Origin of the sequence: Geodermatophilus arenarius (assembly GCF_042654585.1) — a bacterium.
Lineage (GTDB): Bacteria > Actinomycetota > Actinomycetes > Mycobacteriales > Geodermatophilaceae > Geodermatophilus > Geodermatophilus arenarius.
The window spans coordinates 175,102-188,986 of record NZ_JBHSGR010000007.1 but is presented as its reverse complement, the minus strand read 5'-3'; the positions used below and the strand labels follow the sequence as shown (position 1 = coordinate 188,986).

The 13,885-nt window shown below is 76.6% G+C and carries 12 protein-coding genes; 9 read left to right on the top strand and 3 right to left on the bottom strand.

The window, feature by feature from the left end; translation table 11 throughout:
- The first annotated feature begins 107 nt into the window (after positions 1–107).
- From tatC to ACFO3M_RS08875, 4 genes are all read left to right on the top strand, one after another.
- Entirely contained in the window at positions 108–1,043 is a 936-nt protein-coding gene (tatC, locus tag ACFO3M_RS08890) for a twin-arginine translocase subunit TatC (RefSeq protein ID WP_387988218.1), read from the top strand.
- Between the two features lie 109 nt (positions 1,044–1,152).
- A complete protein-coding gene (locus ACFO3M_RS08885; protein WP_387988217.1) occupies positions 1,153–2,040 on the top strand; it encodes a diacylglycerol/lipid kinase family protein in 888 nt (295 codons plus the stop codon).
- A gap of 151 nt (positions 2,041–2,191) precedes the next feature.
- Entirely contained in the window at positions 2,192–5,038 is a 2,847-nt protein-coding gene (locus ACFO3M_RS08880; protein ID WP_387988216.1) for a DEAD/DEAH box helicase, read from the top strand.
- A 151-nt stretch (positions 5,039–5,189) separates the two neighbouring features.
- On the top strand, positions 5,190–5,840 hold the full coding sequence (locus ACFO3M_RS08875) for a DUF4333 domain-containing protein (RefSeq protein ID WP_387988215.1): 651 nt from the start codon (positions 5,190–5,192) through the stop codon (positions 5,838–5,840).
- Between the two features lie 49 nt (positions 5,841–5,889).
- On the opposite strand, the gene ACFO3M_RS08870 is transcribed toward ACFO3M_RS08875, so the two are convergent.
- Complete coding sequence (locus ACFO3M_RS08870) at positions 5,890–6,807, bottom strand: 5'-3' exonuclease (protein ID WP_387988223.1); 918 nt, start codon at positions 6,805–6,807, stop codon at positions 5,890–5,892.
- An 89-nt stretch (positions 6,808–6,896) separates the two neighbouring features.
- Between ACFO3M_RS08870 and ACFO3M_RS08865 the strand changes: the two genes are divergently transcribed.
- The 5 genes from ACFO3M_RS08865 to ACFO3M_RS08845 all read left to right on the top strand — a co-directional run bounded on the left by ACFO3M_RS08865 (position 6,897) and on the right by ACFO3M_RS08845 (position 11,152).
- Positions 6,897–8,036 (top strand): M24 family metallopeptidase, encoded by a 1,140-nt coding sequence (locus ACFO3M_RS08865; RefSeq protein ID WP_387988214.1) that lies wholly within the window; start codon positions 6,897–6,899, stop codon positions 8,034–8,036.
- The gene (locus ACFO3M_RS08860) at positions 8,011–8,478 is read left to right on the top strand and encodes an Lrp/AsnC family transcriptional regulator (protein WP_387988213.1); all 468 of its coding nucleotides are present in this window, start codon (positions 8,011–8,013) and stop codon (positions 8,476–8,478) included. Before ACFO3M_RS08865 ends, ACFO3M_RS08860 begins: the two co-directional genes overlap by 26 nt.
- Positions 8,479–8,493: 15 nt before the next feature.
- On the top strand, positions 8,494–9,378 hold the full coding sequence (locus tag ACFO3M_RS08855) for a DMT family transporter (RefSeq protein ID WP_387988212.1): 885 nt from the start codon (positions 8,494–8,496) through the stop codon (positions 9,376–9,378).
- Between the two features lie 128 nt (positions 9,379–9,506).
- Positions 9,507–10,631 carry an Rv2578c family radical SAM protein gene (locus tag ACFO3M_RS08850; RefSeq protein ID WP_387988211.1) on the top strand — a complete coding sequence of 375 codons (1,125 nt, stop codon included), beginning with the start codon at positions 9,507–9,509 and terminating at the stop codon, positions 10,629–10,631.
- A gap of 224 nt (positions 10,632–10,855) precedes the next feature.
- Entirely contained in the window at positions 10,856–11,152 is a 297-nt protein-coding gene (locus ACFO3M_RS08845) for a DUF1540 domain-containing protein (protein ID WP_387988210.1), read from the top strand.
- A gap of 77 nt (positions 11,153–11,229) precedes the next feature.
- Here the strand turns inward: ACFO3M_RS08845 and ACFO3M_RS08840 are convergent, their stop codons facing one another.
- Positions 11,230–12,081 carry a hypothetical protein gene (locus ACFO3M_RS08840; RefSeq protein ID WP_387988209.1) on the bottom strand — a complete coding sequence of 284 codons (852 nt, stop codon included), beginning with the start codon at positions 12,079–12,081 and terminating at the stop codon, positions 11,230–11,232.
- Between the two features lie 156 nt (positions 12,082–12,237).
- Positions 12,238–13,779 carry an acyl-CoA synthetase gene (locus ACFO3M_RS08835; protein ID WP_387988208.1) on the bottom strand — a complete coding sequence of 514 codons (1,542 nt, stop codon included), beginning with the start codon at positions 13,777–13,779 and terminating at the stop codon, positions 12,238–12,240.
- Positions 13,780–13,885 lie beyond the last annotated feature (106 nt).

Genomic DNA, 13,885 nt, shown 5'->3' with positions numbered 1-13,885 from the left:
GCCGAGGCCGAGGCGCCCGCCGCCGAGGCCCGCGCCGCCGAGCTGCGGGCGCGCGCCGCGCAGCCCGGCGCCGCCGACGCCCGCTGACCGCCTCCCGGGGCAGGAACGTGAGCGGTCCCTCCCTGCGCCGCCGCCGGCGGCGGGCGCCGCGGGACCCCGAGGCGACGATGACCCTCGTCGCGCACCTCACCGAGCTGCGCAACCGCGTCGCCAAGGCCCTGCTGGCGCTCGCGCTGGGCACCGTCGTCGGCTTCCTCTGGTACGACCACGGGCTGCTGACCTTCCTCAGCGAGCCCTACTGCTCGCTGCCCGCCGACCTGCGCTTCCAGGGCGACGAGAGCTGCTCGCTGGTGGTCCTCGACGTCTTCGGCGGGGTGCTGCTGCGGCTGAAGATCGGCCTGATCGCCGGGGCGGTGCTGTCCAGCCCGTTCTGGCTGTGGCAGCTGTGGGCGTTCATCACCCCGGGGCTCAAGCGCAACGAGAAGCGCTACGCGATCACCTTCGTCGCCGTCTCCACGACGCTGTTCGCCCTCGGCGCGGTGCTGGCCTACGTCACCCTGTACAAGGGCCTGGAGCTGCTGCTGGAGCTCGCCGGTGACGAGGTGGCCTTCCAGCTGACCGCGCCGGACTACCTCGGCTTCGTGATCAGCCTGCTGGTCGCCTTCGGGCTGAGCTTCGAGCTGCCGCTGATCGCGGTGGCGCTGAACCTGGTCGGCGTCCTCTCGCACGCCGCGCTGGCGCGCAGCCGGCGGTGGATCTTCTTCCTGACCATCGTCTTCGCCGCGTTCGTCACGCCCACCCAGGACCCGTTCACCATGCTCGCCATGGCGCTGCCGATGGTGGTGCTGTTCGAGCTGGCCATCCAGGTCGCCCGGTTCGTGGACCGGCGGCGGGCCCGCCGGGAGGCGGTGCAGCACTTCCACGACGTGCCCGACGACGAGGCCTCCCCGCTGGACGCCCGGCCCTCCGACCTCGACGCCGCCCCGACGCGGCGCGAGGACCTGCTGCCCGGCGCCGCCCCGGCGGACACCTCCCGCCGCTGAGCCGCGCCGGGGCCCGGCGGCCCCGGGCGGCTCGACCGGCCTCCGACCACCCGGGCGCGGGCCGTAGCCTGGGCCGCCGCCCGCCGGAGGCGCAGGGGAGGAGACCCGGGTGGACGTCGCCGTCCTCGTCAGCGCCGCCGCCGGCCGGGGCCGCGCCCGCACCGTCCCGCCGGCGGTCCTCGACGCGCTGCGCCGGGCCGGGCTCACCCCCACGGTGCTCGCGGCCGGCACCCGCGCCGAGGCCGAGCGGGCCGCGGCCGGCGCGGTGGCGGCCGGCACCGGCGCGGTCGTCGCGCTCGGCGGGGACGGCGCCGTGCACGCCGCGCTGCAGGCGGTCGCCGACGCCGGCCCGCCGCTGGCCGTCGTCCTGGCCGGCACCGGCAACGACCTGGCGCTCGCCCTCGGCGTGCCGCCCGAGCCGGTCACCGCCGCCACCGCGGCCGCCGCGGACCTGCGGGAGGACGCGGTGCGGGCCCTCGACGCCGGCCGCACCGCCGGGCGCTGGTGGGCCACCGTGCTGTGCTGCGGCTTCGACTCGGCGGTCACCGACCGGGCCAACCGGCTGCGCTGGCCGCGCGGGCCGCGCCGCTACGACGTCGCGATCCTCGCCGAGCTGGCCCGGCTGCGGCCCCGCGAGGTCACCCTGACCCTGGACGGGGAGGCGCGGACGCTGCCGGTCACGCTGGTTGCCGTCGGCAACACCGCCTGGTACGGCGGGGGCATGCGGGTGTGCCCGGCCGCCGACCCCGCCGACGGCCGGCTCGACGTCACCGTGGTCGGGCCGGTGTCGCGCCGGGAGCTGGTGCGCACCCGGCCGCGGCTGACCGAGGGCACGCACGTCGGGCACCCCGCCGTCACGGTGCACCGCGCCGCGCGGGTGGAGCTCGCCGGCGTGGGGCTGACCACCTACGCCGACGGGGAGCCGGTGGCCGCGCTGCCGGTGCGCGCCGAGGCGGTGCCCGGCGCGCTGCGGATCGTGGGCTCCGGGCGTCCCTGACGGCCCCGGGGACCGCACCGCCGGCTAGTCGACCGTTATCCCCAACTTGGCCGCCGACCGGCCGGTGGCGCGTCCCGCGGGGGGTGGGGCGACGAGGCGGGGAGGTCCGGTCCGGGCTGAGCGCCGTCCGGGGAGCGCCTAACGTGGGGGCATGTCCAGCCCCGCCGAGCGGTACGCGGCTGCCCGGCGGCGCAGCGCGCACCCCACCCTCGCCGACTTCACCGCCGAGCTCGGCTTCTCCCTCGACCCGTTCCAGGTGGAGGCCTGCGAGGCGCTCGACGAGGGCGCCGGGGTGCTGGTGTGCGCGCCCACCGGGGCCGGCAAGACCGTCGTCGGCGAGTTCGCGGTGCACAAGGCGCTGGCCGAGGGGCGCAAGGCCTTCTACACGACGCCGATCAAGGCGCTGTCCAACCAGAAGTACAACGACCTGGTCGACCGCTACGGCGAGGCGAAGGTCGGGCTGCTCACCGGGGACAACGCGATCAACGGCGACGCGCCCGTGGTGGTGATGACCACCGAGGTGCTGCGCAACATGCTCTACGCCGAGTCCCCGGCGATCGCCGGCCTGGGCTACGTGGTGATGGACGAGGTGCACTACCTCGCCGACCGGTTCCGCGGCGCGGTGTGGGAGGAGGTGATCATCCACCTGCCGGCGTCGGTCACCCTGGTGTCGCTGTCGGCGACGGTCAGCAACGCCGAGGAGTTCGCCGACTGGCTGGTCACCGTCCGCGGGCACACCCGGGTCGTCGTCAGCGAGGTCCGGCCGATCCCGCTGTGGCAGCACATGCTCGTCGGCAACCGGGTGTTCGACCTGTTCAGCCTGCGGCCGGCCGCGCACGCCGCCGAGCAGGGGGACGACCCCCGCGGGCAGTCCACGCGCGACCGCGGCGCCAGCGTCGTCGACCCCGAGCTGGTCCGGTACGTGCGGGAGCACGAGCGGCGGCTGGACACCTGGGGCGGCGGCAACGGCGGGAACCGGCGCGACCGCGACTGGCACAAGCCGCGCTACCGCCCGCCGGCCCGCCCGGAGGTCGTCGAGCGGCTGGACCGCGCCGGGCTGCTGCCCGCGATCACCTTCGTGTTCAGCCGCAACGGCTGCGACCAGGCCGTCCACCAGTGCCTCACGGCCGGGCTGCGGCTCACCGACGAGGCCGAGCGCGCCGAGATCGCCCGGATCGTCGACGAGCGCACCGGCAGCCTGCCCGACGAGGACCTGCACGTCCTCGGCTTCTGGGAGTGGCGCGAGGGGCTGCTCGCCGGGCTCGCCGCCCACCACGCGGGCCTGGTGCCGGCGTTCAAGGAGACCGTCGAGGAGTGCTTCGTGCGCGGCCTGGTCAAGGCCGTGTTCGCCACCGAGACGCTGGCGCTGGGCATCAACATGCCCGCCCGCACCGTCGTGCTCGAGCGGCTGGTCAAGTGGAACGGCGAGGCGCACGTCGACGTCACGCCGGGGGAGTACACCCAGCTCACCGGGCGGGCCGGGCGGCGCGGCATCGACGTCGAGGGGCACGCCGTCGTCGTCTGGGCGCCGGGCATGGACCCCTCCGTCGTCGCCGGGCTGGCCAGCACCCGCACCTATCCGCTGCGGTCGTCGTTCCGGCCCAGCTACAACATGGCGGTCAACCTGGTCGGCTCCTACGGGCGCGCCCGGGCCCGCGAGCTGCTGGCGTCCTCCTTCGCCCAGTTCCAGGCCGACCGCTCGGTCGTGGGCCTGGCCCGGCAGGCCGCCCGCTCCGAGCGGGACGCGGAGAGGTTCGCCGCGGAGATGGCCAGCGAGGGCGGCGACGTGCTCGCCTACGCCCGGCTGCGGCGGGAGATCGCCGACCGGGAGAAGGAGCTGTCCCGCGACTCGCAGGCCAAGCGGCGCCTGGAGGCCGCCGACGCGCTGGCCGCGCTGCGCCCGGGCGACGTCATCCGGGTGCCCTCGGGCCGCCGGCAGGGCCTGGCCGTCGTCCTCGACCCCGGCGTCACCGACCTGTCCGACCCCCGCCCGCTGGTGCTCACCGAGGACAAGTGGGCCGGCCGGCTGGCCAGCGTGGACTTCCCGACGCCGGTCACCGCGCTGGCCCGGGTGCGGGTGCCCAAGAACTTCAACCACCGCAGCCCGCACGCCCGCCGCGACCTGGCCTCCACGCTGCGCACCGCGCGGCTGGAGAACGACCTGGGCGCCCGGCGCACCAAGCAGCGCTCGGCCGCCGCCGACGACCCGGTGCTGCACGACCTGCGCCGCGCGGTGCGCAACCACCCGGTGCACGCGCTGCCCGACCGGGAGGAGCGGGTGCGCTTCGCCGAGCGCTACCTGCGCGCGGTCGCCGACGCCGAGGCCACCCACCGGAAGATGGCCGAGCGCACCGGCTCGCTGACCCGGCAGTTCGACCTCACCTGCGACGTCCTCGAGGAGCTGGGCTACCTGGTGCCCGAGGCGGTGCCGCTGGTGCCGGCCGACACCGAGGAGCCCACCCCGGTCGACGACGTCCCGCGGGTCACCGAGGAGGGCCGGCGGCTGGCGCGGATCTGGTCGGAGGCCGACCTGCTGGTCGCCGAGTGCCTGCGCGCCGGCGCGTGGCGCGGGCTCACCCCGGCGGAGCTGGCCGCGGCGGTGTCCACGCTGGTGTTCGAGGCGCGGCGGGAGACGCCCGGGCAGCCGGCGGTGCCCGCGGGCAGGGTCGCCGGGGCGATCGCCGAGATGCGCCGGATCCGCGCGCGGCTGCAGGACGTCGAGCTCGACCGCGGCCTGCCCGCCAGCCGCGACCTGGACCTCGGCTTCGCCTGGGCGGCCTACCGGTGGGCCGACGGGCAGGCGCTGGACCGGGTGCTGGCCGGCGCCGAGCAGGCGGGCACCGAGCTCTCCGGCGGCGACTTCGTCCGCTGGGCGCGGCAGCTGGTGGACCTGCTCGACCAGCTGGCGAAGGTGGCCGACGAGGCCGTGGCCGGCGTCGCGCGGGCCGCGGTGGGGCTGGTGCGGCGCGGGGTGGTCGCGGTCGCCGTCAGCGGCTGAGGCCGCCGCCGCCCGGCCGGGGGGGCGCGCCGCGGAGGAGCTGCCGGAGGCCCCCCGTGGTGCACAATCTCCCCCGCTCCGGTGACGGACGGTCATGGGGGCGCGGGAACACGATCCGGCCCCCGTGGGGCCGCACCGGACGGGAGCGACGATGACCAACCCACCGCAGGGTGGCCAGCCGGGGCAGTACGGGCAGCCGGGGCAGTACGGCCAGCAGCCGGGACAGCCGGGCCCGTACGGGCAGCCCGGTCAGTACGGCCAGCCGGGTGGGCAGTACGGGCAGCCCGCCGCCCAGCCGGGGCAGTACGGCCAGCAGCCGGGCCCGTACGGGCAGGCCGGTCAGTACGGCCAGCCGGCGCAGTACGGGCAGCCCGGCTACGGCCAGCCCGGCCAGCAGCCCGGCGGCTACGGGCAGCCGCCGCAGTACGGGCAGCCGGGTCAGTACGGCCAGCCCGGGGGCCACGGCCAGCCCGGCTCCGGGCAGCAGCCGAGGAAGTCCCGGACCGGGCTGGTCGTCGGCCTGGTCGCGCTCGCCGTCGTCGTGATCGCCGCGGCGATCGTCCTGCCGATCGTGCTCGGCCAGGACGTGCTCGACCGCGCGCAGGCCGAGAGCGACATCGCGCAGCAGTTCGAGGAGACCTTCGGCGTCGCCGTCGACGTCTCCTGCGACGACGAGATGGTCGTCGAGGACGGCGCCACCTACGAGTGCACCGGGACCACCGACGACGGCGAGGACGTGACGCTGCAGATCGCGATCACCGACGCGGACGAGGCCGCCTACACGTGGGAGGTCGCCTCCTGACCGGGGGCCGCTGGACCGGGGGCCGCTGAGCTCCGGGCCGGCCGGCGCCTCAGTCGAGGGCGTCGGCCGGCCAGCCCAGGGCGGCGCCCAGCCGCCCCAGCGAGGACCGCAGCCCGTGCGCGTCGGCCAGCGCGGCCAGCGCCGCGGCGTCGGCCGGCCGGGTGGGCAGCGCCCCCTCCACCGGCGGCAGGTCGACGTCCCGGGCCACGGCCACCACCACCGGCGCGGCGTCCAGGTACTCCCCGCCGGCGTGCAGCTTCTCGAGCACGCCGCGCGTGAGCGGCGCCCGGGGCACCGCGGTGCGGGCCGCGGCCGCGCGGATGCCGGCCAGGTCGCCGAACTCGGTGACCAGCGCCGCCGCCGTCTTCGCGCCGATGCCGGCCACGCCGGGCAGGCCGTCGCTGGGGTCCCCGCGCAGCACCGCGAAGTCGGCGTAGGCCCGCCCGGGGATGCCGTACTTCGCCGCCACCGCCGCCTCGTCGACCACCTCGATGTCGGCGATGCCGCGCGCGGTGTACAGCACCCGCACGCCGCGGGCGTCGTCGACCAGCTGGAACAGGTCCCGGTCGCCGGTGACGACGTCGACCGGCCCGCGCGCGCGGGTGGCCAGCGTGCCGATGACGTCGTCGGCCTCGTAGCCCGGCGCGCCGACCCGGGCGATGCCCGCCGCGGCCAGCACGTCCACCAGCACGGGCACCTGCGGGGACAGCTCGTCGGGGGTCTCCTCCCCGCCGTCGGGCGCGAGCCGGTGCGCCTTGTACGACGGCAGCGCCTCGACCCGGAACGCCGGGCGCCAGTCGTCGTCCCAGCAGGCGACCAGCCGGGTGGGGGCGTGGGCGGTGAGCAGCCGGGCGGTCATGTCCAGGAACCCGCGGACGGCGTTGACCGGGCGGCCGTCGGGCGAGGTCACGCTGGTCGGGACGCCGTAGAAGGCCCGGAAGTAGAGGCTCGCGGCGTCGAGCAGCATCGTGGTCACGGGCGGACCGTAGCCGCCGGGGACAACGGGCCGGGGAAACCGGCGCGGGCGCGGCCGGGCCGCGGGGTTAGTGTCCCGGCGTGGCAAGCAGCACGGGGGCCCTCGTCAGCATCGACCGCGTACACGCCGCCCGCACCGTGGCCGGGGAGCTCGGCGTCGACGTCCTGGTCCTCACCCCGGGCTCGGACCTGCGCTACCTGTCCGGTTACCACGCCCACGCGATGGAGCGGCTGACCGCGCTGGTCGTCCCGCGCCGCGGGGAGCCGCTGCTGGTCGTCCCGCGCCTGGAGGCGCCGATGGTCGACGCCTCCCCGGCCGGCGCGCTCGGCCTGGAGGTGCACGCCTGGGACGAGACCGACGACCCGTTCGCCGTCGTCGCCCGGGAGGTGACCGCCCGGCTGGGCGCCGCCCCCTCGCGGGTCGCGGTGGGGGCGCGCACCTGGGCCGAGCACGCCCTCGGCGTGCACCGGGCGCTGCCCGGCTCGGCGCTGGAGCTGGCCACCCCGGTGCTGGACCGGCTGCGGATGGTCAAGACCCCCGCGGAGGTGGAGGAGCTCGCCCTCGCCGGCGCGGCCATCGACCGGGTGCACGCCCGGATGGGGGAGTGGCTGCGGGTCGGGCGCACCGAGGCGGAGGTCGGCGCCGACGTCGCCGCGGCGATCCTGGCCGAGGGACACGTGGGGGTGGACTTCACCATCGTCGGCTCCGGCCCCAACGGCGCCAGCCCGCACCACGAGCTCTCCGACCGGGTGGTGCAGGCCGGGGACCTGGTCGTCGTCGACATCGGCGGGGAGACCGCCACCGGCTACCGGTCGGACTGCACCCGCACCTACGTCGTCGGCGGGGAGCCCGACGCCGAGGTGGCCGAGTGGTACGCGGTGCTCAGGGACGCGCAGGAGGCCGCCGTCGCCGCCGTCCGGCCCGGGGTGACCGCCGAGCAGGTCGACGCCGCCGCGCGCGACCGGATCGCCGCCGCCGGGTGGGGCGGGCACTTCATCCACCGCACCGGGCACGGCATCGGCCTGGACACCCACGAGGCGCCCTACATCGTGGCGGGCAACGACCTGCCGCTGGAGGCGGGGATGGCGTTCTCCGTGGAGCCGGGCATCTACCTGGCCGGCCGCTGCGGCGCCCGGATCGAGGACATCGTCGTCTGCACCGACGACGGCGTCCGCACGCTCAACGAGGGCACCCGTGAGCTCGTCGTCCTCCCCGGCTGAGCCGCACTCCGACGTCGACCGGGCGCTGCTGGCCGCCCTGGTGCGGGACGGGCGGGCCAGCTACACCGAGCTCGCCGAGCGGGTCGGCCTGTCGGTGTCGGCGGTGCACCAGCGGGTGCGCCGGCTCGAGCAGCGCGGGCTGATCACCGGGTACCGGGCGCGGATCGACGCCCGGCGGGTGGGGCTGGGGCTGACCGCGTTCGTGTCGATCACCCCGCTGGACCAGGCCCAGGCCGACGACGCCCCGGCCAAGCTCACCCACCTGGACGCGATCGAGGCCTGCTACTCCGTCGCGGGCATCGAGAGCTACCTGCTCAAGGTGCGGGTGGCCTCGCCCGAGGCGCTGGAGGCGCTGCTGCGCGAGATCCGCACGACGGCGAACGTGAGCACCCGCACCACCGTCGTGCTGTCCACCTTCTACGAGGACCGTCCTCCCGTCTGAGCCCGGAGGACCGGCGTGCCCGACTCCCTGGCCCGCGGGGTGGGGGACCACCTGCCCGGCACGCTGCTGGCGCTGCTGGCGGCGACGCTGTTCGGGCTGGGCTCGGTGCTGCAGCACGAGGCGGCGGTCCGCGCCACCGTCGGCGGGCGGCTGCGGATGCGGGCGATGGTGCGCCAGCGCACCTGGCTGCTCGGCCAGGCGGCCACCACCAGCGGCACCGTCGCCCAGGTGGCGGCGCTGGCGCTGGCGCCGGTGGCGATCGTGCAGCCGCTGCTGGCCGGCGCGCTGGTGGCGGCGCTGGCGGTGCGCACCGTCCGCACCGGGCACCCGCCGTCCCGGACCGAGGGGGCCGGGGCCGCGCTCACCGTGGGCGGGCTCGTGGTCTTCGTCGTGGCGGCCCGCCCGGGCCGGGGCTCGGGGGACCCGCCGCCGGCCGTGGCGGCCGTGGTCGCCGTCGTGCTGGTGGTGCTGGCGGTCGCGCTCACCGCCCGGCTGCGCGGCGGCAGCGGCGCGGCGCTGGCCTGCGGGGTCACCGGGGGCCTGGCCGCCGGGGTGGCCGCGGTGCTGGTCTCGGCCGGGCTCGGGGTGCTCGCGGCCGACGGGGTGGCCGGTGCGCTGGCCCGGCCCGAGCCGTGGGGTGCGGTGGTGGCCTCGGTGGCCTCCCAGGTGGGGGCGCAGCAGGCCTACGGCCGCGGGGCGCTGTCCTGGTCACTGCCCGCGCTCGTGGTGTTCGACCCGCTGGCCGCGGTGCCCGCGGCCCGGCTGCTGCTCGGGGAGCACCTCGAGCCGGGGCACGCGGCGGTGTGGGGGCCGGCCGCGGTGGTCGCCGTCGTCGGGGTCGTCCTGCTCACCCACAGCAGCGGGCCGCCGCGGGAGGCGGCACCCGCCGTCGGGACCTGACGCCCGTCACTCAACCGTTATCCCCAACTAACCGAGGAACTACCTGGTTGTGCCGTCCTGGGGACGGGGAGCGGCGACGACGGCGGTGCGACTGGACATCGTCTCGAACACGTGTTCGCATCGGGGTCGTGAGGTGGGACGCCCGGCGCCTCGACGCCGACGAGGAGACGCTGCTGCCGGGGATGCCGAGCCTGCGCGGGCTGCTGCGCAGCGTGGAGGTGCCCGAGTTCCCGGGTGTGACGATGCACGAGGTGCTGTGCCGGTCGGCCCTCAACGCGGTGCCCGAGGGCTCGCGGATGCCGTTTGCCTACACGATCAACCCGTACCGGGGCTGCCTCCACCAGTGCGTCTACTGCTTCGCCCGCTCGACGCACGAGTGGCTGGACCTGGACGCCGGCCGCGACTTCGACACCCAGATCGTCGTCAAGACCAACCTGGTCGAGGTGCTGCGCCGGGAGCTCGCCAGGCCGTCCTGGAAGCGCGAGCACGTGGCGCTGGGCACCAACACCGACCCCTACCAGCGCGCCGAGGGCCGCTACCGGCTGATGCCCGGCGTCATCCGCGCGCTGGCCGACTCCGGCACGCCGTTCTCGATCCTCACCAAGGGCACGCTGGCCCGCCGGGACCTGCCACTGCTGGCGAACGCCGCGCGGGACGTCCCGGTGGGCTTCGGCGTCTCGATGGCCGTCTGGGACGACGACCTGCACGCGAGCCTGGAGCCGGGGGTCCCCTCGCCGCGCGCCCGGCTGGACCTGGTGCGCGCGGTGACCGACGCCGGGCTGCCGTGCGGGGTGTTCCTCGCCCCGGTGCTGCCTGGCCTCACCGACCGCCTCGCCGACCTCGACGCCGCCCTGGAGGCCATCGCCGCCGCCGGCGCCACCGGGGTGACCGTGGTGCCGCTGCACCTGCGCCCGGGTGCCCGCGAGTGGTTCTCCGCCTGGCTGGCGCGCGAGCACCCCGCCCTGGTGGGCCGCTACCGGCAGCTGTACCGCGGCGGGGCGTACGTGCCCCCGGAGTACCGGGCCTGGCTGGCCGGGCGGGTCGGGCCGCTGCTGCGCCGGCACGGCCTCGACGGCCGGTCGGGAGGCGCGGCCCGGGGGGCGGAGGCGCCCTCGGGAGTCCCCGGGGACGACGAGGCCGCCTTCCCCGCCGGCAGCATGCCGCCGGCCCGCCACGACGCCCCGCGGGGCCGCGCGGCCCGCGCGCGGCGGTCCCGGGACGGCGCGGTGCCCGGCCAGCTGGCGCTGATCTGAAACGGTCAGGCAAGCCTTCCCTGACCATTGGGTGCCGCAACGAAATGGCGGTGAGGAAGGTGAGCCTTCCCTACCCGTAACGCGTTGACCTGCGGCTTCTCAGGTCAGGCTCACCTGGGGAAATGGTCGGAGAACGACACGCGGAATGCATTCCGGGGTCGAGATCGACGCCATTCTGCGGCACACTGGGGTCAGCCGATCCGTCCGAGCCCGGAGGACCAGAGATGACCGCCGTCGTGCCCCCCGTCGCCGAGTGCACCGTCACCGGCTGCTCCTACAACGACCACGACCACGGCTGCCACGCCTTCGCGATCACCGTGAGCAGCCACAACGGCAGTGCCGACTGCGGGACCTTCATCCCGCTCACCGTCCGCGGCGGCCTGCCCCGGGCCGAGGCGCTGGTGGGTGCGTGCCAGCGGACCGACTGTGTGCACAACGACGCCCTCGAGTGCCACGCCGACGGCATCCGGGTGGGCTTCGACCACGACACCGCCACCTGCATGACCTACTCGCCGGCCTGACGGGACCCCGGCACCTCTCCGCGACGACGGCCCGGGCCTCCGCCCGGGCCGTCGTGCCGTCCGGGGGAGGAGCGGGCTCAGGCCGGAGGCGCCCCGGCCTTGTTCGCGCGGGCGGCCCGCTCGGCCCGCACCGCACCCCGGGCGGCCACCGGCTCGGCGCCGGCCGCCAGGGCCAGCCGGCGGTAGGAGTCGTAGGACAGCGTCTCGTAGACGGCGGCCAGCGCCTCGGCCCGCTGCCGGCGCGCACCGGTCGTGGTGGCGCGCAGGTACAGGGCGGTGCGCACCGCGTGCTTGGCGAACGTCACCTGCAGCGCCTGGCTGGACAGCCGGCCGCCGACGTGTGAGGCGAAACCGGGGCCGCGGCGCAGCGCGGGCAGCACCCACGGGCTGTCGGCCAGCGCGGGGAAGCGGTTGCGCACCGCCTCCCAGGCGTGCCACGCGGTCAGCGCCCCCGGCACCGACCACTCACCGTCGTCGGTGCGCACCACCAGGCGGCGGGCGGTGGCGTGCACCTGGTCACGGCGCAGGTCGCGGAAGGTGCCCACCGGGGCCGGCCAGCGCAGCGCGATCGCGCACCACACGACCGTGCGCAGGTGCTCGGGCTCCTCGCTGCGCACCTCGGTGAGCGGCCGCAGGTCCAGCGTCCGCGGATCGGGCTCCGGCGTCGGGGGCACCGGCAGGGGGACCCCGCCGTACCGGGCCACCTTGCTGTACAGGGTCACGGTGGCGGGCTTCCAGCCCCGGGCCGCCGCGACGTCGTCCATCCCGCCCTCGGCCAGCTCGTCGGGGCCGAGGCCGAGCTCCAGGGCCGCGTCGATCAGCCGGCGCCACTGCACCGCGTAGCCCTCCGGGGGCTCCAGCCGGGCCCAGGCCTGCGCGGCGGGCGGCGACGGCATCTCCGGGAGCGGTCCCTGCCAGCCCTTCGCCATGTCCTCACCATACCCGTTATCCCCAACTACCTGGTCAACTTCCCGGGAAACCGGAAAACAATCAACGACCAGCGCAGGGAACACGCCGGCGACGACGGGCCGAGGGGCGCCGCGCCGCTGTGCCGGGGGAGTCCCGGTGGGGGGAGGGCCGGGCCCTCACGCGCCTCCGGCGGTCAGCAGCTGCGAGCGGACGTCGCCCTTGAGCACCTTGCCCACCGTGGACCGCGGCAGGTCGGCCCAGACGAGCACCTCCTTGGGTGCCTTGACGCCGCCGATGCGGGCGCGGACGAACACGCGGACGTCGGCGGGGTCCAGCGCCTCCCCGGCCCGCGGCTGGACGACGGCGACCACCCGCTCGCCCCACTTCTCGTCGGGCACGCCGACCACCGCGCAGTCCTGCACCGCCGGGTGGGCCAGGACCGCCTGCTCGACCTCGGCCGAGTACACGTTGAAGCCGCCGCTGATGATCACGTCCTTCGCGCGGTCGACGAGGTACAGCCAGCCGTCGGCGTCGAGGTAGCCGACGTCGCCGGTGTGGTGCCAGCCGAGCCGGCTCGCCTCCGCGGTGGCCTGCGGGTCCCGGTGGTAGCCGTCCATGACCAGCGAGCCGCGGACGACGACCTCGCCGCGCTCGCCGGCCGGGAGCAGCCGCCCGGCGTCGTCCACGACCGCCACGGTGGTGAGCGGCGTCGGCCGGCCGGCGGAGGCGAACCGCTCCCGGGCGGGGGAGCCGTCGGGGCGCAGGTGGTCGGCCGGCGCCATCGTCGAGATCATCATCGGTGCCTCGGACTGGCCGTACAGCTGGCCGAGGACGGGGCCGATGCGCCGGATGGCCTCCTCGAGGCGGTCGGGGGACATGGGCGCGGCGCCGTACCAGAGGCACTGCAGGGCGGAGAGGTCCGTGCCGTCGAGGTCGGGGTGGGCGAGCAGCCGGTAGACCAGCGTGGGCGGCAGGAAGGCGTGCGTGACCCGGTGCCGCTCGGCGAGGGCGAGGAACTGCCCGAGGTCCGGTGCCGGCATGACGACGATCTCGCCGCCGAGGGCCATCACCGGGAAGCACAGCACCCCGGCGGCGTGGGTCAGCGGCGCGAGCGCCAGGTAGGTGGGCCGGCCGGTGAACGGATAGCTCATGAGCGTCAGCGCCGACATGGTCTCGAGGTTGCGGTCGGTCAGGCGCACGCCCTTGGGGCGGCCGGTGGTGCCGCCGGTGCCGACCAGCACGACCAGACCGCCGGGCGGCTCGGTGTCGTCCCCCTCGGGAGCGCCGGCCAGCCAGTCCTGCAGCGCCGGGTCGCCGCCGCCGCCGTCGCCGTCCAGGCAGACCAGGGTGGTCAGCCGCGGCAGGCGGTCGCGGATCGCGGCCACCAGCGGCGCGAAGGAGTGCTGGTAGAGCAGCGCGGTGCAGCCGAACAGGTCGAGCAGCTCGCGGTTCTCCGCGGCCTCGTTGCGGGGGTTGACCGGGCACCACACCGCGCCGGCGCGGGCGATGCCGAAGACGGCGGCGAACGCGGTGGGGTCGTTGGCCGACAGGACCGCGACGGGGTCGCCCGGCCGGACGCCGGAGCGGGCCAGCGCCCCGGCGACCCGCCGGCTGAACCGCTGCACCTCGCCGTAGCTCATCGACCCGTCCGGGCCGGTCAGGCAGGGGGCGTCCGGGCCGAGGGAGGCGCCCTTGTCCAGGTAGGCGGTGAGGCTCACCGGTCCACCCGCCGGTCGCCCCCACCGCCGGAGGCCCTGGGTTCGGTCATGCGGGGATCGTGCCCGACCCGGGTGCCCGGGGCCCGTCCTGCGGCGGCGCCGTCCC